At 34.0% G+C, this 18,989-nt stretch carries 16 protein-coding genes and 1 tRNA gene; 11 read left to right on the top strand and 6 right to left on the bottom strand.

The features are described from left to right. Positions 1-56 precede the first annotated feature (56 nt). Positions 57-653, top strand: a complete 597-nt coding sequence (locus tag BUA46_RS07345; RefSeq protein ID WP_019386908.1) for a riboflavin synthase — start codon at positions 57-59, stop codon at positions 651-653. Here the strand turns inward: BUA46_RS07345 and BUA46_RS07340 are convergent. The 3 genes from BUA46_RS07340 to mce all read right to left on the bottom strand — a co-directional run bounded on the left by BUA46_RS07340 (position 650) and on the right by mce (position 1,716). Beyond that, positions 650-853, bottom strand: coding sequence for a PID-CTERM protein-sorting domain-containing protein (locus BUA46_RS07340; protein ID WP_019386909.1), 204 nt, complete (start codon positions 851-853; stop codon positions 650-652). The genes BUA46_RS07345 and BUA46_RS07340 overlap by 4 nt on opposite strands. A gap of 334 nt (positions 854-1,187) precedes the next feature. After that, positions 1,188-1,261 (bottom strand) — tRNA-Ile (locus BUA46_RS07335). Between the two features lie 50 nt (positions 1,262-1,311). Beyond that, a complete protein-coding gene (mce, locus tag BUA46_RS07330; RefSeq protein WP_019386910.1) occupies positions 1,312-1,716 on the bottom strand; it encodes a methylmalonyl-CoA epimerase in 405 nt (134 codons plus the stop codon). A gap of 151 nt (positions 1,717-1,867) precedes the next feature. Between mce and rbfA the strand changes: the two genes are divergently transcribed. Together rbfA and BUA46_RS07320 are read left to right on the top strand one after the other, a co-directional pair. Next, positions 1,868-2,272, top strand: coding sequence for a 30S ribosome-binding factor RbfA (gene rbfA / locus BUA46_RS07325; RefSeq protein ID WP_019386911.1), 405 nt, complete (start codon positions 1,868-1,870; stop codon positions 2,270-2,272). A gap of 8 nt (positions 2,273-2,280) precedes the next feature. After that, positions 2,281-3,486, top strand: a complete 1,206-nt coding sequence (locus tag BUA46_RS07320) for an FtsX-like permease family protein (RefSeq protein WP_019386912.1) — start codon at positions 2,281-2,283, stop codon at positions 3,484-3,486. A 155-nt stretch (positions 3,487-3,641) separates the two neighbouring features. Here BUA46_RS07320 and dusB read toward each other — a convergent pair whose 3' ends face one another. Next, positions 3,642-4,637 (bottom strand): tRNA dihydrouridine synthase DusB, encoded by a 996-nt coding sequence (gene dusB / locus BUA46_RS07315; RefSeq protein WP_026009973.1) that lies wholly within the window; start codon positions 4,635-4,637, stop codon positions 3,642-3,644. 121 nt (positions 4,638-4,758) lie between these two features. Here dusB and BUA46_RS07310 point away from each other — a divergent pair, with 121 nt between their 5' ends. Then, positions 4,759-5,292: a hypothetical protein gene (locus tag BUA46_RS07310; protein ID WP_019386914.1), complete on the top strand. Its 534-nt coding sequence runs from the start codon at positions 4,759-4,761 to the stop codon at positions 5,290-5,292. Here the strand turns inward: BUA46_RS07310 and BUA46_RS07305 are convergent. Then, positions 5,281-5,673 (bottom strand): DUF4345 family protein, encoded by a 393-nt coding sequence (locus BUA46_RS07305; protein WP_019386915.1) that lies wholly within the window; start codon positions 5,671-5,673, stop codon positions 5,281-5,283. The genes BUA46_RS07310 and BUA46_RS07305 overlap by 12 nt on opposite strands. A 9-nt stretch (positions 5,674-5,682) precedes the next feature. After that, a complete protein-coding gene (locus BUA46_RS07300; RefSeq protein WP_019386916.1) occupies positions 5,683-6,906 on the bottom strand; it encodes a M20/M25/M40 family metallo-hydrolase in 1,224 nt (407 codons plus the stop codon). A 54-nt stretch (positions 6,907-6,960) separates the two neighbouring features. Between BUA46_RS07300 and BUA46_RS07295 the strand changes: the two genes are divergently transcribed. From BUA46_RS07295 to BUA46_RS07265, 7 genes are all read left to right on the top strand, one after another. Continuing rightward, on the top strand, positions 6,961-8,058 hold the full coding sequence (locus BUA46_RS07295) for a TolB family protein (RefSeq protein WP_019386917.1): 1,098 nt from the start codon (positions 6,961-6,963) through the stop codon (positions 8,056-8,058). Between the two features lie 75 nt (positions 8,059-8,133). After that, complete coding sequence (gene lepA / locus BUA46_RS07290) at positions 8,134-9,930, top strand: translation elongation factor 4 (protein WP_019386918.1); 1,797 nt, start codon at positions 8,134-8,136, stop codon at positions 9,928-9,930. Between the two features lie 203 nt (positions 9,931-10,133). Further along, entirely contained in the window at positions 10,134-12,554 is a 2,421-nt protein-coding gene (locus tag BUA46_RS07285) for a T9SS type A sorting domain-containing protein (protein ID WP_019386919.1), read from the top strand. Between the two features lie 337 nt (positions 12,555-12,891). Next, positions 12,892-14,094, top strand: coding sequence for a glycogen synthase (glgA, locus tag BUA46_RS07280; RefSeq protein WP_019386920.1), 1,203 nt, complete (start codon positions 12,892-12,894; stop codon positions 14,092-14,094). A gap of 17 nt (positions 14,095-14,111) precedes the next feature. Next, positions 14,112-15,377 (top strand): glucose-1-phosphate adenylyltransferase, encoded by a 1,266-nt coding sequence (locus BUA46_RS07275; RefSeq protein WP_019386921.1) that lies wholly within the window; start codon positions 14,112-14,114, stop codon positions 15,375-15,377. Positions 15,378-15,415: 38 nt separating this feature from the next. Then, positions 15,416-17,353, top strand: a complete 1,938-nt coding sequence (locus tag BUA46_RS07270; protein WP_019386922.1) for an alpha-1,4-glucan--maltose-1-phosphate maltosyltransferase — start codon at positions 15,416-15,418, stop codon at positions 17,351-17,353. 4 nt (positions 17,354-17,357) lie between these two features. After that, positions 17,358-18,989 carry a trehalose synthase gene (locus BUA46_RS07265; RefSeq protein ID WP_019386923.1) on the top strand — a complete coding sequence of 544 codons (1,632 nt, stop codon included), beginning with the start codon at positions 17,358-17,360 and terminating at the stop codon, positions 18,987-18,989.

Below are 18,989 nucleotides of genomic sequence, written 5' to 3'. Positions count from 1 at the left end.
TGACAACTTTTGTTTGTAATTTTGATGCAAATTTAACTAATTAAATAAAGAATATAATGTTTACTGGAATTATTGAAGATATTGGTGTGGTTTCGAATTTAAGACCTGATTTAGATAATCTTCATATATCAATTAAAAGTAAAATTACTCCTGAACTAAAAATAGACCAAAGCGTTGCTCATAATGGGGTTTGCCTTACCGTTGTTGCCATAAATAATGATGAATATACAGTAACTGCGATAAAAGAAACTTTAGATAAAACGAATCTATATCATTTAAAAGTAGAGGATAAAGTAAATTTGGAACGCGCAATGAAACTTGGCGACCGACTTGACGGGCACATTGTACAAGGACATGTAGATCAAACAGCAGTTTGCACAAACATAAAACAAGAAAACGGTAGTTGGGTTTTCACCTTTAAATATGACAGTACTTTAAATAATATAACCATTGAAAAAGGATCAATAACAGTAAATGGAACTAGTTTAACTGTTGTAAACTCTGGTGAAGATTCTTTTAGTGTGGCGATTATTCCTTTTACTTATGAGCACACCAATTTTAATACTTTTAAAGTAGGTACTGTGGTTAATTTAGAATTTGATGTTTTAGGAAAATATGTTGCAAAACTTGTTGAGATTAACAAGTTGTCTTAGTTGTTACGCTTTACAAGTAACTTTTTAACCCCATAGAATAAGGCAAATGCCATACCGTATAGCAACCCTCCATCAATAGGAAATCCTTTTGGTGGCGGCGGACCTGGAGGCGGCGGTGTGGGCCCAGTTTGAGCGATGCATACAACACTTATTAATACAAATAAGATTGAGGCAATAATTCTTTTATTTTGTATTGTCATTGGGTCACAAATGTATAAAAAAAAGAGAGTTCACAAAATAATTACACGATTATCTGTCAAAAAACGTCTATGAAACGACCAAAAACATCGATGAAATGCATTTTTCTATCATTTTTCAATAAACATTTGTTAATAACAACGTTAAACAAACAAGTTGTGTAAAATTAATCCCTCACTTTTAATTTACAGAACAAATATATGTAAATACTTGTAAACCGAAAATTTAAGTTTGGTTCTCTTAATTTTAGGTGTAAAGTATAACGATAAGATTTTGAATAAATTATATTAAATAAAAAAGCCTTTCAATACTGAAAGGCTTTACAATTTCTAGAAGTGGTCCCACCTGGGCTCGAACCAGGGACTTTCTGATTATGAGTCAGATACTCTAACCAACTGAGTTATAGGACCGAAATTGGAGTGCAATATTACTACTTATTTTAATTGTTAGCAAGAAAAAATTAATCCTTTATTTCCTGACACAATTCTATTAAAACACCATTTGATGATTTTGGATGCAAAAAAGCAACCAACTTGTTATCAGCACCTTTTTTTGGCGTTTCGTTAAGTACTTCAAAACCTTCTTTTTTAAGTCGCTCAATTTCAGCAACTATATCATCCACATCGAAAGCTATATGATGAATGCCTTCTCCCTTTTTCTCAATAAATTTTGCAATTGGGCTATCTTTTTTAGTGGCTTCCAAAAGTTCGATTTTATTTTCGCCCACCTTAAAGAAAGAGGTGTTTACGCCTTCGCTTTTCACTACTTCTATTTTATAATGTGCCTCACCAAAGAGTTTTGAAAATAACGTATTTGAATCTTTAAGGCTTTTAACAGCTATACCTATATGTTCAATTTTATTCATAAAATAATCATTTTGTCATTCCCTTAAAGAAGGGGTTCTATTTTAAAATTCCTGAAAATCATCATCAAGATATGAAAATAGCAAACTAAAAGTAACATAATCTTTAAATATCCGTTATTTTTGCAGCATAACCCTTAACGGTTAATTTATTATGAGCAACGCAGAAGAAAGTCAAAGGCAAAAAAAAATAGGTTCTGTTTTACAACAAGATTTAGTTGAAGTATTGCAAGGTGCTGCAACACAAGGCGGTATGCGTGGTATTATAATTTCTGTTACTAAAGTAAAAGTAACGGTAGATTTAGGTGTTGCTAAAGTATATTTAAGCATCTTCCCCAACGATAAAGGCAAAGAACTACTTGAAGGCATAAAATCTAACACGCCGTTAATTCGACATGAATTAGCACAACGCACCAAACATCAATTAAGACGTATGCCAAATTTAGAGTTTTTCATTGACGATTCATTAGAGTATATAGACCAGATTGAAAAATCTTTAAAGGGAAAAGAAAACCCAATAAAAGACCCTACTATTCTTGATAAAAGAAAAAAATCTTAAGTAAATCATTGAGCTTCTCATTATACATAGCAAAACGTTACCTGCGATCAAAAAGCAGTAACAATGCTATAAACTTCATAACCTATATTGCCATAATTGGTGTTATTCTAGGCTCTGCTTCGTTATTTATTGTGCTTTCTGGGTTTGCGGGCTTAAAAGATTTTACACTTCAATTTACAAGTCAGGTAGACCCTGATTTAAAAGCTGAAGCGGCGCAAGGAAAATCGTTTTTTCTTACCGAAGAAGAAGCTTCGAAACTCGAGAATTTAGTAGATGTTGCCAGTTTTTCAAAAATAATTGAAGAACGTGTTTTCCTCTCTTCTGAAGACAAAAACACTCTGGCCATAATTAAAGGTGTAGACGAACATTTTCAAGATGTTGTTGAAATACAATCGACTATAGACCACGGCAATTGGCTTGAACAAAAATCCAATCAAATTGTTACCGGTTGGGGTATTTCCAACAGTTTATCTTTAGGGCTTTTAAATTTCACCAAACCAATAACGGTTTACGTGCCAAAACCTGGTAAAGGCCAAATTACCAGTACCAAGAATGCATTTAATAGCGTAAAAACATTAAGTGTTGGTGTGTTTTACATTAACGAAACATTAAACGATTCATACATTTTTGCGCCTATAGATTTAGCCAAACATTTGTTGAATTACGAGCCCAATCAAATTTCAGCCATAGAATTTAAACTTAAAAACGGTCTAGACGAAACCCAAGCTAAAGCACAAATACAAAATATTTTAGGCGACAAGGTTGTTTTAAAAAACCGAGCACAACTAAACGATGCCCTTTATAAAATGCTCAACACCGAAAATTTAGCCGTTTACCTCATTTTCACTTTAGTGCTAATTATTGCCTTTTTTAATGTTATTGGCTCGCTTATCATGATGGTGTTAGATAAAAAACAAAGTCTAAACACCTTGTTTAATATTGGCGCTACGTTAAAAGATATTCGTAAAATTTTCTTTTATCAAGGCAGTTTAATTGGAGTTGTTGGCGGGCTTATTGGCTTAGGATTAGCACTTATTATTATAGCGCTGCAAAAAACTTTTAGCTGGGTAATGATAACGCCAACACTAGCATACCCCGTAACCATCAAGCTAGAAAACTTCTTTATTGTGTTTATAACCATTTCGGTTTTAGGCATCATCGCCTCAAAAATAGCATCGTCTAGAATTACCAAGTCTTTGGTTAAACACATTTAAGGTATTTATTTAGATGCAAAAACTTTTAGAATTAATAAAGTTGCTGGCTGATAGTTGCAAAAGCGATAGTAGTGGTTAGCTTTTGGCGAGGCGCGCATCGAGCCAAAACTAGTAACGAATAGCGCGGTGGCTTGCCATTTGCCCAAATAAAAAAACTACTCGGTAAACTGATACCCTGCAAACTTTTCAAGAACCTCATCGAAGGCCGCAAAAACATCTTCTGAATGATCTGAAGTTACCATTTTCATACGGTATTCTTTAAAATGCGGAATGCCTTTAAAATAGTTGGTGTAGTGGCGTCTGGTTTCAAAAACACCTAGTATTTCACCTTTCCAATCTATAGACATTTGCAGATGTCTGCGTGCCGCTTCCACACGTTCTTCCAAACTTATAGGTGCTAAATGCTCGCCTGTTTCAAAAAAGTGTTTTACCTGCTTAAAAAACCAAGGGTTACCAATACTTGCACGCCCTATCATAGCGCCATCTAATCCATATTCATCGCGCATTAAGGCAGCTTTTTCTGGGGTATCTACATCGCCATTTCCAAATACGGGAATGTGCATGCGTTGATTGTTTTTTACTGCTGCAATTAGTTTCCAATCGGCATTACCTTTATACATTTGAGCTCTCGTGCGGCCGTGAATGGCTATGGCTTTACAACCAACATCTTGCAAACGTTCGGCAACTTCAACAATTTTTATAGAATCGTGGTCCCAGCCCAAACGGGTTTTTACGGTTATTGGAATGTTGGTTCGTTTTACCATTTCGGCAGTGAGTTTTTCCATTAAACACACATCTTTTAAAATACCTGCACCAGCTCCTTTACTCACTACTTTTTTTACCGGACACCCAAAATTAATGTCGATTATATCTGGATTGGATTTTTCAACAATATCAATGGTCTGCAACATGCTATCCAGATTGGCTCCAAAAATTTGAATGCCTACTGGTCTTTCTTTTTCATAAATATCAAGCTTCATAACGCTTTTTGCAGCATTACGAATCAAGCCTTCGCTAGATACAAACTCGGTATACACCACATCGGCGCCTTGTTCTTTACACAATGCACGGAATGGTGGGTCGCTTACATCTTCCATAGGTGCTAACAACAATGGAAAATCTGGAAGTTCTATGTTATCTATTTTTACCACGAATTCTTTTTTTTGCAAAAATACAGGTTTTATTAATTTATTTAAGCCACACACCGTTGTAAATACGTAAAGGCTAATAATCTAGCCTTTAAATGTTTATATTTACACGAAATTATTATCTATGAAAGCCAAGTGTTACTTACTAATATTGTTCTTTTTACCGTTGCTAAACTGTGATGTTGTTGATGAACTAACGAAGTTTGATTTAGACTACGATACAAGCTATACATTAAACCCCGTACCCGTTGTGGGTGTGCCGGTGAGTCTTTTTACATCGGACATTGAAACAAACACTGAAACTACTTTTGAAAATAATAACACCAATGCCAATGGTATTGAAAGCATTAAACTAAAAAGTTTGAAGCTGGTAATTTCGTCTCCAGAAACAGGGAATTTTAATTTCTTAAAATATATTCAAATCTACATAAGTACCGAAAATGTTGAAGAGGTTGAAATTGCTAATTTATTTGATATTCAAAATACCAACGCTAATAGTCTTGAATTAAATACTATTAATGTTGAATTAAAAAACTATCTGCAAGAAGATGCTTTTAAACTCAGAATAGCGGCCGTAGCAGATGAAACGACTTCGGAATTCTATGACATCGACTTTTTTGCCACTTTTAAAGTTGATGCTAAAGTTTTAGGAATTTAATTTTAGGTTTTTAAGCACCCATATGCCATAAAAGGCTAAAAATAATTCAGCAAAAGTTCCAAATAGGTAGGCAAATGTTGGTGCTCCATCTAGTAACAAACTTAACAGTCGGCCCAAACCCAATCCTAGCATAAAAATAAGATTACTTATTAGGGCTAATTTTAGATATCGTTCTTTAAAAACACCCAAGATCCAAAGTGCAGAAAACCCTAAATACAAACCCATTATCGCTTTAAAAAAGTTGTGTTCGTCTGTAGTATTTAAGTGAATATCGAATTGCCAATCTGGATTAAAACCATAAACAAAAGCTACAGGAACCACAATTACGACCGAAATTATCAGGTGTATTTTATTGATAATATCCTGTTTGGTTTTAATCATTTAAAACGTTTAAAATTGAATGGTGGCCTTTACCTCTTTGCCGTTTCTATCAACTGTAACCTCAGTTTTATCTCCAGCTTCAAAAGTTGATAGCACTTTCATGTAGCTCATCATATCTGTCACAGTACTGTCACCTAATTTTATAACAATATCGCCCTTTTGTAATCCTGCTTTTTGTGCAGGTTTGTCTTCACTAATGCCATCAATACGCATGCCTTTTCCATCAAACATATAATCTGGAATAACACCTAGGCCGACTTTAAATCGTGGTGTTTCTTCACTTTCGTTTTTTGTTTTTCTAAACGGTAATTTGCCGTTGTTATCTAAATCTGAAATGACTTCAAAAATATAATTCGAAATGGTTGTCATCCCTTCATAATTCAGTTTATCAAAATCGTCGGTTGGTTTGTGATAGTCTTCATGCTGACCCGTAAAAAAGTGCAACACAGGAATATCGGCATTGTAAAACGATGTGTGGTCGCTTGGGCCTATTCCCGATTCTTTCTGGATTAATTTAAAAGTACTATTATGTGCGTTTAAGGTTTGTTTTAAAATAGGTGATGTACCAACGCCATAAACCGCAAGCGTACTGTCGGCTTTTAATCGTCCAACCATATCCATATTAATCATATAATTAATTTTTTGGGTGTCAATGGTTGCGTTTTTTACAAAATAATTAGAACCTAACAAACCCATTTCTTCACCCGAAAATGCCATAAACAAGTAGTTGTTGTTGGTGTTTTTATTTTTTAATTTATCAGCCAAATTTAGCATAACGGCAACGCCACTGGCATTATCATCGGCACCATTATGAATGGCTTTTTCACCTCTATGAAGAGAACCTTCAGCGCCATAACCCAAATGATCGAAATGCGCACCAATAACAATGGTATTATCAGCATTGCTATTTAAAAACCCTAAAACATTTGTTCCTGTTATGGTACTATCGCCATCTTTCACGGTATAATTTACTGTTTGATGCGGATTGGTTTTAGGTTTAAACGTGAAATTTTGATAATAACCGTTTGTTCCTTTGGCCTCTAAACCTAAATTTTCAAAACGCTTCGCGATATAATCTGCAGCGGCTTTTTCGCCCTCGGTTCCGGTTTGCCTGCCTTCTAGAGCATCATCAGATAAAAATGTAACATCATCTTTTATCGAAACTATTTTAACAGGTTCTTCTTTGCAAGAATTCAGTAAAAACAAAAAAAGAAGCGCTATTGAGTATTTCATAGTTATAAATATTAATTTTGTTCAAATTTAAACATTACTTATAAATTTTTCAGAATGAATAAGATATACTTAGTTGCTTTGTTGTTTTTAGTTTTTGCATGTAAAAATGAAAAAAAAGAAAACCCTGAAAAAACAGTGCAAGTTCAAGAAACTACGGACTCGCTAATTTTCCCGGGAGAAACTCATTTTAAATCCATTAAGCAAATTACTTTTGGAGGCGATAATGCTGAAGCTTATTGGAGTTTTGACGATAAACAAATTGTGTTTCAATCTAATAACAAAAACTGGAATGTAAGTTGCGACCAAATGTTTTTAATTAATGTTGGCGAAACTTTTAAAGACAACATGCCTCCAATGATATCTACAGGTAAAGGGCGTACAACTTGTTCTTATTTTTTGCCAGACAACAAACATATTATTTATGCATCAACACATTTAGGAGATGAAAATTGTCCAGACACCCCATTACGAAAAAATGGTAAATACATTTGGCCTGTTTATGATACCTTCGATATTTTTGTTGCCGATTTAGAAGGCAATATCGTGAAACAATTAACTCACGAAAAAGGTTATGATGCAGAACCGACTGTATCGCCCAAAGGTGATAAAATTGTATTCACCTCAACTAGAAGTGGCGATTTAGAATTATACACCATGAATCTTGATGGCACCGATGTAAAGCAAATAACTGATGAACTAGGTTATGATGGTGGTGCTTTCTTTTCGCCAGATGGTACCAAAATCATTTTCCGTTCGTCTCGCCCAAAAACGGAACAAGAAATTAAAGAATACAAAGATTTATTGGCTGAAGGATTAGTAGAACCAACCGATATGGAGTTGTATATTTGTAATGCTGATGGAAACGATTTAAGACAATTAACCGATTTAGGAAATGCCAATTGGAGTCCGTTTTTTCATCCTTCAGGTAAAAAAATATTATTCTCTTCAAATTTTGAAGCTGAGCGCGGTTTTCCGTTTAATTTATACCTAATTGATATAGATGGTAAAAACTTAGAGCGCGTTACTCATAGTGAAACTTTTGATGCCTTTCCTGTGTTTTCAAACGATGGGAAATATTTAGCATTTTCATCAAATAGAAATAACGGTGGCGGAAGAGACACGAATCTTTTTATTGCTGAATGGCAAGATTAATAGCTTTTGAAATATTCGCGAAATAGCTGAATATTTCAACTATATTTGCAAAATCTTTTTTATAGAGATGTCCTTATGAAGAATATTAGAAATTTTTGCATCATTGCACATATTGATCATGGTAAAAGTACACTTGCCGACCGTTTATTAGATTTTACAGGATCTGTAACCGCTAGAGAAAAGCAAGACCAATTACTAGACAGTATGGATTTGGAGCGCGAACGTGGTATTACCATTAAGTCGCACGCCATACAAATGGATTATGAATATGAAGGTGAAAAATATATTTTGAACCTTATTGATACTCCTGGTCATGTAGATTTTTCATATGAGGTTTCTCGATCAATTGCAGCCTGCGAAGGTGCATTGTTAATTGTTGATGCAGCTCAAAGTATTCAAGCGCAAACCATTTCTAATTTATATTTAGCTTTAGAAAACGATCTGGAAATTATTCCCGTTTTAAATAAAGTAGATTTACCAAGTGCCAACCCAGAAGAGGTAACTGATGATATTGTAGACCTATTAGGTTGTAACCCAGAAGAAGTTATTCACGCCAGTGGCAAAACAGGTTTTGGAGTAGATAATATTCTTGAAGCCATTATAAAACGTGTTCCTGCACCAAAAGGTGATCCAGACGCACCGTTACAAGCTTTAATTTTCGATTCAGTTTATAACACTTTCAGAGGCATTGAAACCTATTTTAGAGTATTCAATGGTGAAATAAAAAAAGGACAGCACATTAAATTTGTTGCCACGAATAAAGATTATTACGCCGATGAAGTTGGAACTTTAAAACTAACTCAAGTAGCAAAACAAAGTGTAAAAACAGGAGATGTAGGCTACTTAATTACAGGTATTAAAACAGCCAAAGAGGTAAAGGTAGGTGATACCATTACCGATTATGCAAAACCAACAACCAATATAGTTGAAGGTTTTGAAGATGTAAAACCAATGGTTTTTGCAGGTATCTACCCTGTTGATACTGAAGATTATGAAGAGCTTCGTGCCTCAATGGAAAAGCTGCAGTTAAATGACGCGTCGTTGGTGTTCTCTCCGGAGAGTTCAGCGGCATTAGGATTCGGATTCCGATGTGGTTTCCTAGGCATGTTGCATATGGAAATTATTCAAGAACGTTTAGAACGTGAATTTGATATGACGGTAATAACAACCGTTCCCAACGTATCTTATCACGCCTATACAAACAAAAATCCAGATGAAGCCTTTGTGGTTAACAACCCTTCCGATTTACCAGAACCATCAACTGTAAACCGCGTTGAAGAACCATATATCAAAGCAACCATCATTACAAAAGCCGATTTTGTTGGTAATGTGATGTCTTTGTGTATTGAAAAACGAGGTATTATCACCAATCAAACCTATTTAACACCAGAACGTGTTGAGCTTACTTTTGAAATGCCTTTAGCAGAAATAGTTTTCGATTTTTACGACAGACTAAAAACAGTATCTAAAGGTTACGCCTCTTTTGATTATCATCCAATTGGCATGAAACCATCAAAATTAGTGCGTTTAGATATTTTATTAAATGCACAACCGGTAGATGCGCTTTCTGCTTTAATACATGCCGATAACGCACAATTTATAGGACGAAAAATGTGCGAAAAACTTAAAGAGTTAATTCCACGCCAACAGTTCGATATTCCTATCCAAGCAGCTATTGGTGCTAAAATTATTTCGCGTGAAACCATAAAAGCACTTCGTAAAGATGTTACTGCTAAATGTTATGGTGGTGATATTTCGCGTAAGCGTAAGCTTCTTGAAAAGCAGAAAAAAGGTAAAAAGCGTATGCGTCAAGTAGGAAATGTCGAGATTCCGCAGCAAGCATTTATGGCAGTATTAAAGCTGAATGATTAATTTCAGAAAATTTCGCTCATAAATCTAAATTCTGCTATTCAATTTCAATTAATTTTTAATTTTGGTTTGTCCAATTAGTCTTGGTTTTTTGGTCATTCAACGATTATTAATCGTCGTTTAAAAAATTAGATTGTACCTTTTAAATATAGTCCTTATTCTATCTATTTTCAAAACCTATTATTTTATTAAATAAAATATAAATTATGAAAAATAGATTCCTGTTTGTAATATTCCTACTTTATTTTTCAACTATTATATCACAAACTAATGATTGGTATTTACTTAACAAGCCTTCTGAAATTACCAAAATACTTCCTGATAATGTTAACGCAAACGAATTACACTTAACTACAGATATTGGATATATAAAATACAACACCTCCTCTAATTCAGTTACTGATTTTTTAAACCTTACAAGTCAAGACCCATCAATTGGTGATGTAAGAGGAATGGCATTAGACCCTACAAGTAATGATATCGCTTTTACGTTAAAGAAGGGAATTGCCGTTTATAACGGCACAAGCGTATCTAAGTATACCTATGATAGTTCTGATTTAACCATTGGTGAATCAACAAACCAATTTTTTGATTTAGAAATAACTTATGCTAAAGATGGTTCTTTATATATCTTTAAGGAAGATGCTTTTGGATATCAAAAATTCAACAATGGTGTTTTTGAAACTGAAGTTTCCACTACATTTAAACCACAAGATATAATTGAAAATAATTCTGGAACAAAAACTTATTTTGCTGGAGCAAACAATGGCCTATGGGAATTAGAAAAAGCAACAACTACTTGGAATAATTATACAACTTCCAATTCAAGCCTAACAAGTAACTTTATAAACACTTTTGCTATAGATTCTAACGATAATTTATTTATTGGCCATTTTCAAGGTTTAGATAGACTGGAACCAAATGGAACCATTACTAATTGTAACGCGGCAAGCCCAATTACTGTTTACGAAATAAGCTTAGACCCTAAAAGCAACGATATTTTAGTTCGTAACTCCAAACCTAATAGTGCTACTATTAATGGGATTAGCATTGTTAATTACAATTCATGCACATGGACAAATTACAAAGAAGATGGCACTAACTGTTTAGACGAAAATATTTATAGTACCTGTTCATTTGGTGGAGATGGAAATGTTTATAGCGGACAGTGGACATTTCCTCAAAACGGTACTCTAACTCAATTTAACACAACCACATCTACCTGCTTAAATATGAATATTAATTATTTAAATAGCCCAGAAAAAGCGGATTCGTCATATATATCAGATATTGATATTATTAATCCCGCTGACTCCATTTTTATTGGTATGACAAGAGGGGAAAGGTTATTAATACTTGCACAACATAAAAATGATGCATTTACTGGTGCTTTTGGTAGTATTTCAGAAGTTACGCCCTCACCAGGTAAAAACGCCTTTAGCGTGGTTTCAGTGAATGATAAATTTGTAGTAGAGAATAATGATGGGTGGGTAATTGTTGATAAGGACAGAAACCTAACAAGTCATAATCATAGTATCCCTAATTATTTAGCTATTTCAACAAAAAAAGCAACTCTAACTTCAAGTAACGGTGATGCTACTTTAGTTCATAAAGGTTTTGATAATGCCTTTAACTATCTTCTTTTTAAAACGCCTTTCAATACTACAACTGGTGTTTTTGGTAATTCTGAAGAAATATTCACTATTAATAGAGACAAAACTAAAGATGTTAAATTTGGCGCCTCCGAAAATCCGAACACAGGAGTAATCTCTATGGTAGGAGTAAAAACAAATGCTTCTGGAGGCATAAACCGGGAAGTTGTAAATTGGTTAAAACAAACTACGGGAAATATAACTTCAAGTTACGATGAATCCTACAGTGCCTATACCATTTTAGATCCAGAAATTATTCAAGAAGACCCAGTAAACGCTGTATCTGTTTTTCCTTTAGACGAAAATACTATAGAGGCAAAAAAGGAATCAGACACTGATTCGAAAACATTTGATTTTGACAATGATGGGCAGCCAGATAAAACATTAAATTTAGTTAAAACCGAAATATCAGATGCAGAAGCTACAGATATTGCTGATTTATTTATGATGTGGCTTGGAGGCAGAGCATCTAAAACAACTGAATTATCCCTGAAACGCCTATTTGATAAAGATTACGAAGTAAGTTCGAAAACTTCTAGTAAAAGCCAAATTGAAAAGGATATTATAGATATCCCTGAAACAACCATTGCGAGTTTAGATAATAATTTACCCTATGACATTACTATTAGGAAAACAATCTTCAAACAATATAGTGAAACACAGGCTATTTTGGTGCTGTTAACTAATTACGGCATCCTAATAAAAAAAGGAGTAGATATTTCTCAAGTTTCATTGAGTGCTAATAGTAAAAATCAAACAAAAAAAATATCAATTAGCCCAAACCCCGCAAACAATCATGTGGCTTTTTCAGATAAAAGTATTACATCAATTAATATTTTTGACATAAATGGAAGAAAAGTACTCGGCAATAAAGCAAATTCCATTTCAGTAAAAGCCCTTTCAAAAGGTATATATATTATAAAAGGAACGACTGATAACGGGCTCACCGTTTCAAAAAAGCTAATTAAAAAATAGAAAAGCGTTTTTAATGAATACTTTCATTCTATATTTAATATATAAATTTTATATTGATTAATTATTGTCTTAACATTTGGCTTGAATAGAAACTGAAGCCTTTTTTTGTTTAAAACAAAATAGTTTTTGAATTATTGTAACTAAAAAGCCCTATCAATTCGTTTTTTTTAATGATTATTTCAATAATCTTATTATCTGCCTTTTTTTCTTTAAAAATTTGATTTCAACAAAGTTATTAACAATAATTTTGTATGTTTATAAGCGCACTCATATACTTTGCGCGATAAATTATAAATGGGTTATTGTTACCCAACTGTAACTTAATTTTTAGATTTTTATGAAAGCACTTTTTTACACAAGAGAATTTCCTCCATACGTATATGGTGGCGCAGGAGTACATGTTGAATATTTAGCCGACGAGTTGTCTAAATTAATGGATTTAGAAGTTAGATGCTTTGGGGACCAAAACTCAAACGAAGGTTCATTGAGTGTAAAAGGATTTCCATTTGAGGATGGCATTTTTAAAGATGCTGACGATAAATTAAAATCGGTTTTTAAAACACTTAGCACCTCGCTTCACATGAATGCCGATGTTGTTGATGCAGATGTGGTACACTGCCATACTTGGTATGCACACTTTGCAGGAATCGTTTCAAAATTATGCTATGGCACACCTTTAGTAATTACCACACATTCACTGGAACCATTACGCCCTTGGAAACGCGAACAACTTGGGCGCGGTTATGATGCTTCTTCCTGGGTTGAAAAAACAGCCATTGAAATGGCTGATGCCTTAATTGCAGTTTCAGAAGAAACAAAAGAAGATGTTATTAAACATTTTAATGTAGACGAAAATAAAGTAAAGGTTATTTATAATGGTATCAACCTTCAACAATATGTTCAAACTTCAAAATCTTCTACTTTAGACGAATATAAGGTCGATAAAAACAAGCCTTATGTGCTTTTTGTTGGAAGAATAACGCGCCAAAAAGGAATTATTCATTTGGTAAACGCTATAAAATATTTAGATCCAGACACACAAATAGTGCTTTGTGCCGGAGCTCCAGACACACCAGAAATTGGCAAGGAAATGGAAAGCGCAGTGAACGAGGTTAAAAAGTCGCGAGATAATGTGATATGGATTGATAAAATGGTAACTAAAGAAGAAATTATTCAGTTATACTCGCATGCCGATGTGTTTTGTTGCCCATCAATTTACGAACCATTTGGCATCATAAACATTGAGGCTATGGCTTGTAATACGGCTGTAGTTGCAAGTGCTGTAGGCGGTATTAAAGAGGTGGTGGTTGATGGAGAAACTGGCATACTAGTGCCATTAGAACAACAAACCGAAGCGCCTTTTGAACCTATAAACCCAGATAAATTTTCTAGAGATTTAGCAGAAGGTATCAATAAAGTAATAAGCAACGAGGCGTTAAGGGAAACCATGGCAAAAAATGGTAGAAAACGTGTTGAAGACTATTTTGACTGGGTAGCCATAGCTAAACAAGTTGAAGAACTATACAAAACATTACTATAAACTAAAACAACCAAATTATGATAAATAACAAGGCATTAGCAATAATTCTAGGGGGTGGTCAAGGCTCCAGACTTTACCCACTTACTCAAGAACGCTCAAAACCTGCTGTACCTATTGCAGGTAAATATAGGCTAGTAGATATTCCTATTTCAAATTGTATAAATGCAGACATCAAGCGTATGTTTGTTTTAACTCAATTTAATTCAGCCTCATTAAATCGGCATATCAAAGACACGTATCATTTTAGTTTTTTTAGTTCAGCATTTGTTGATGTTTTAGCTGCGGAACAAACACCACATAACAAAACTTGGTTTCAAGGAACTGCTGATGCTGTGCGCCAAAGTATGCACCATTTTTTACGACATGATTTCCAGTATTTCTTAATCCTTTCTGGTGATCAATTGTATCAAATGGATTATGAACATCTGATAGAAGAGCACGAAAAAAATGATGCCAAAATATCCATAGCTACCATTCCTGTTAGCGCTAAAGAAGCAACTGAGTTTGGTATTTTAAAATCTGATGACAAAAACGTCATTACATCTTTCATTGAAAAACCAGACGCTAGTCTATTACCGGATTGGACTTCCGACGTTAGTGATGACATGAAAAAAGAAGGTCGCCATTATTTAGCTTCAATGGGGATTTATGTTTTCAATCGTGAGCTTTTAGAGGAATTAATGCAAAACCCAGATACAAACGATTTTGGGAAAGAAATTATTCCACAAGCCATTGATAAACATAAAACAATGAGCTATCAATACGAAGGGTACTGGACCGATATCGGAAATATAGACTCATTCTTTGAAGCAAACCTCGGGTTAACCGATGATATACCAAAATTCGATTTATACGACAAGAAAAAACGTATTTATACTAGAGCAAGAATGTTGCCTACAACAAAAGTTGCAGGAACTGCACTTGAAAGAACAGTAATTGCTGAAGGCTGTATTATTAGCGCTGCAAAAATTGAAAAATCAGTCATAGGTATTCGTTCAAGAATTGGTGACGAATCAACGGTTATTAATACCTACATGATGGGTAGCGATTATTATGAGTCTTTAGATGAAATTAATAACAAACGTATTCCTATTCTTATGGGTATTGGTGAACGCTGTTTTATAAAAAATGCCATTTTAGACAAAAATTGCCGTATTGGAGATGATGTAAGAATAAATGGAGGTAAGCATCTGGAAGAAGTTGAAACAGATACTTATATGGTAAAACAGGGTATAGTAGTCATTAAAAAAGGAGCTACAATACCAAAAGGCACAATAATATAAACATCCAATCTTTTTTATTTTTTATATAACCAATTGAAATGCAAGACCAAAGAAGAGTTGTAATTGATTATGTCTCGCCTAGTGTAAACTGTGGTGAGTTTTACATAAAACGTATAGTAAATGAAATAGTAAAAGTAGATGCGCACATTATGGCCGATGGACATGATGTTTTGGGCGCTTCCATTCTTTACAAACATGAAAAAGATAGAGCTTGGAGAGAAACCCGAATGACTTTAATTTCCAATAACGAATGGCAAGCATCCTTCACCGTTGAAAAACAAGGTTTTTACACCTACAAAGTCCAATCGTGGGTTGATTATGCTCTCAATTGGCGCTATGGTTTAATAAGAAAAATAAATGATGGGCAACATGTGGCTTCTGAATTACTGGAAGGCGCGGAGTATATTAATGCTATTTTAAATAAAGTTAGCGGAGACGATAAAGTCTACTTAGAACACCTTCATAAATTATTCAAAAGCACAAATGATTATGGCGAGGCTATAACAGAAGCCTGTACAGAGCGGTTATATAATATTTTTTATGCTAACCCAATAAAATTACTTGATAATACCTCAAAAGAATTTCAGGTATATGTAGACAGAAAAAGAGCTCGTTTTAGTACTTGGTATGAGTTCTTTCCGCGTTCAGCCTCAGAAACTCCAGGGGTTCATGGTACGTTTAAAGACTGCGAACGATTACTGCCACGCGTTAAAAGTATGGGGTTTGATGTCTTGTATTTACCTCCAATTCATCCAATAGGCGAAGTTAATAGAAAAGGTAAAAACAATACTGTAGAAGCTAAAGAAGGAGACGTTGGCTCTACATGGGGTGTGGGTTCACAACATGGTGGCCATAAAGATATCCACCCACAATTAGGAACGCTTGATGATTTTAAGGCACTAGTTCAAAGAGCAAAAGAACAAGATATTGAAATTGCCATGGATTACGCACTACAAGCAGCTCCTGATCATCCATGGGTAAAAGCGCATCCAGAATGGTTTAAATGGAGACCGGATGGCACTGTTCAATATGCAGAAAACCCTCCTAAAAAGTATCAAGATATTCTTCCTATTTATTGGGAAAGTGAAGATTATAAAAACCTATGGAATGAGTGCCTAGATATTTTAATGCACTGGATAGATTGTGGTATCAATGTTTTTAGAGTAGATAACCCACATACCAAACCCTTCTATTTTTGGAACTGGATTATTTCTCAAGTAAAAGCCAAACATCCAGATGTTATTTTTCTAGCTGAAGCCTTTACGGCGCCTAAAGTCATGCAACAATTGGCAAAACAAGGGTATACACAATCTTATACATATTTTACTTGGCGTGAAAATAAACACGAACTTATTGAATATGTTGAGGAACTTACAAAATCAGAATTAAAAGAATACATGCAGCCAAACTTTTGGCCAAATACACCAGATATTAACCCATATCACTTGCAAGGTGCAAACGAATCTAAGCATATTCAACGTTATGCATTAGCGGCAACTTTAAGTTCGAGTATTGGTATTTATGGGCCCGTTTTTGAGTATATGTTATCTAACTCGCTACTAGGAAAAGAAGAGTATTTAAATTCTGAAAAATTTCAAATCACACATTACGATTGGAATATTAAAAACAAGCTAATCACAATAATTTCAAAAATAAATTATATCAGGCACAACAATGCTGCGCTCCAGCAAACCAATAACATTAAATTTTGTCATATAAATAACGACAATTTAATAGCATTTTATAAATGGAACGCCGACAGAACTAGCCAAATGTTTATTATTATTAGTTTAGATGCTCAAAACTCCCAACAAGGCACAGTTCAAGTACCATTACACGACATTGGTGTGCACCATGGACATAACTTAGAAATGCATGATTTAATTACAGATAGTCGCTATAATTGGAATTCCGAATGGTGTTATGTAGAATTACATCCTACAATGCCGTTCCATATTTTCAATATTAACAAGTAATTGTATGACGCATGAAGCTTCAATATCATCAATAGATAGCCATTTTAAGTCTGATGAGGCCTGGGAGGTTTTGCTTGATAATGAAGCGTTCGTTAAAACCTTTTTATCAGATGTATTAGAAGACTATATTATAAAACAACGCTGGTATGGTGGAAAATCGAGTCAGATAAAATATATAGAACTAGCCGAATATTTTAGAATTCAGCAACATGGCGAGGTTTATTTTGGACTTATCCTTGAAGTAAATTTTGTAGAATCTTTTTATCAGCATTATTTTTTGCCAATTGCTTTTGTAACCGATGAAAATTTTGCTCAAAAAGATAGAATTCTTCCCATAAGCATTCAAAATCAAAAAGGTCATATCATAGATGCGGTTAACTTAGAAGCCTTTAGAAAATTAGTTTTTGAGCGTATTATTACTGCTGAGCCCAAAGACACAACCAAGGTGCAATACCATAAAAGTCATTTGTTCAATAATGTTTCATATGAATCATCAAGGTTTATGGGCCTAGAACAAAGTAATACCTCTTTGGTTTATAACGATAAATATGTATTAAAGTTTTTCAGACGCATTTTTGGAGATAAAAACCCCGACTACGAAATGAGTCGTTTTTTGTCAGAGAAAAAAGAATTTAAAAATACACCTGCCTATTTAGGAAGTATTAATTTAGTTGACTCAGAAAACACCAACATTACCATAGGATTGATGCAAGAAATGATCCCCAATGAAGGTGATGCGTGGGATTATATGCTAAAAGAATTACACAGGGTTTTTTCTAATCTAGAATACAAAAAGATAGTTATAAATAATTTACCTAATACAGAATTATACCAACGTTTAACCATTCAAGATATTCCACCACAAATTATAGACTGGGCGGGACTAAATTTGTTTAATCAAGTACAAACCTTAGCAAAACGTACTGCAGAAATGCATATTGCTTTGGGTTCAGAGTTTGAAGAAACCGCTTTTACACCAGCCCATTACAATGGCGATTACGAAGTGTGGTTAAAAAATAAAATGTTATATCAATTTCAAAATAGGTTAAATATTATTGAAAACAACCAAGGTAAACTGGAGGGTTTAGCCGTATCTTTAGCACAAGAGTTTCTTGACAAAAAAAATAGCATTAGAAAGCGCTTTGTGAATTTTGACTGGACCAAACTTAAAGGCGAACGCATCCGGGTTCATGGTGATTATCATTTAGGCCAAGTATTAGTAAAAGATAACGATTATTATATTCTAGACTTTGAAGGCGAACCAGAAAGTACCATACGCGATAGAAAAGTAAAACAACCACCTTTAAAAGACGTTGCTGGCTTGTTTAGATCATTTCATTACGCATTGTACGCTACGGTTTTTAACAATAGTGAAACACATTATAAAGAATCTCAGGAAGCCTTATTTAATGCTTCAGAAATATTATACAGGTATATAACAGGTCTGTTTTTAGGCACTTATGTTACAGAAACGCAAAACGCAAATTTAAATTTAGGTTACAATAAAGAACGTATCTTTATATTAAAATACTGCTTACTTGAAAAAGCAGTTTACGAATTGGGTTACGAACTCAATTCTCGTCCGCAATGGGCAGTAATTCCTCTAAAAGGGATATCTAATATTATAAATCATTAA

The sequence above is a fragment of the Algibacter luteus genome, from assembly GCF_900141715.1.
In the GTDB taxonomy this organism is placed as follows: domain Bacteria; phylum Bacteroidota; class Bacteroidia; order Flavobacteriales; family Flavobacteriaceae; genus Arenitalea; species Arenitalea lutea.
The sequence above is the reverse complement of the archived record's forward strand: the minus strand, read 5'-3'. Positions and strand labels throughout refer to the sequence as shown.

Bases quoted from the DNA above. Each gene is read 5' to 3' on its own strand.
- BUA46_RS07345 (WP_019386908.1), top strand. From the start codon at position 57: ATGTTTACTGGAATTATTGAAGATATTGGTGTGGTTTCGAATTTAAGA.
- BUA46_RS07340 (WP_019386909.1), bottom strand. From the start codon at position 853: ATGACAATACAAAATAAAAGAATTATTGCCTCAATCTTATTTGTATTA.
- mce (WP_019386910.1), bottom strand. From the start codon at position 1,716: ATGAATAAAATTGAACATATAGGTATAGCTGTTAAAAGCCTTAAAGAT.
- rbfA (WP_019386911.1), top strand. From the start codon at position 1,868: ATGAGCAACGCAGAAGAAAGTCAAAGGCAAAAAAAAATAGGTTCTGTT.
- BUA46_RS07310 (WP_019386914.1), top strand. From the start codon at position 4,759: ATGAAAGCCAAGTGTTACTTACTAATATTGTTCTTTTTACCGTTGCTA.
- BUA46_RS07305 (WP_019386915.1), bottom strand. From the start codon at position 5,673: ATGATTAAAACCAAACAGGATATTATCAATAAAATACACCTGATAATT.
- BUA46_RS07300 (WP_019386916.1), bottom strand. From the start codon at position 6,906: ATGAAATACTCAATAGCGCTTCTTTTTTTGTTTTTACTGAATTCTTGC.
- BUA46_RS07295 (WP_019386917.1), top strand. From the start codon at position 6,961: ATGAATAAGATATACTTAGTTGCTTTGTTGTTTTTAGTTTTTGCATGT.
- lepA (WP_019386918.1), top strand. From the start codon at position 8,134: ATGAAGAATATTAGAAATTTTTGCATCATTGCACATATTGATCATGGT.
- BUA46_RS07285 (WP_019386919.1), top strand. From the start codon at position 10,134: ATGAAAAATAGATTCCTGTTTGTAATATTCCTACTTTATTTTTCAACT.
- glgA (WP_019386920.1), top strand. From the start codon at position 12,892: ATGAAAGCACTTTTTTACACAAGAGAATTTCCTCCATACGTATATGGT.
- BUA46_RS07275 (WP_019386921.1), top strand. From the start codon at position 14,112: ATGATAAATAACAAGGCATTAGCAATAATTCTAGGGGGTGGTCAAGGC.
- BUA46_RS07270 (WP_019386922.1), top strand. From the start codon at position 15,416: ATGCAAGACCAAAGAAGAGTTGTAATTGATTATGTCTCGCCTAGTGTA.
- BUA46_RS07265 (WP_019386923.1), top strand. From the start codon at position 17,358: ATGACGCATGAAGCTTCAATATCATCAATAGATAGCCATTTTAAGTCT.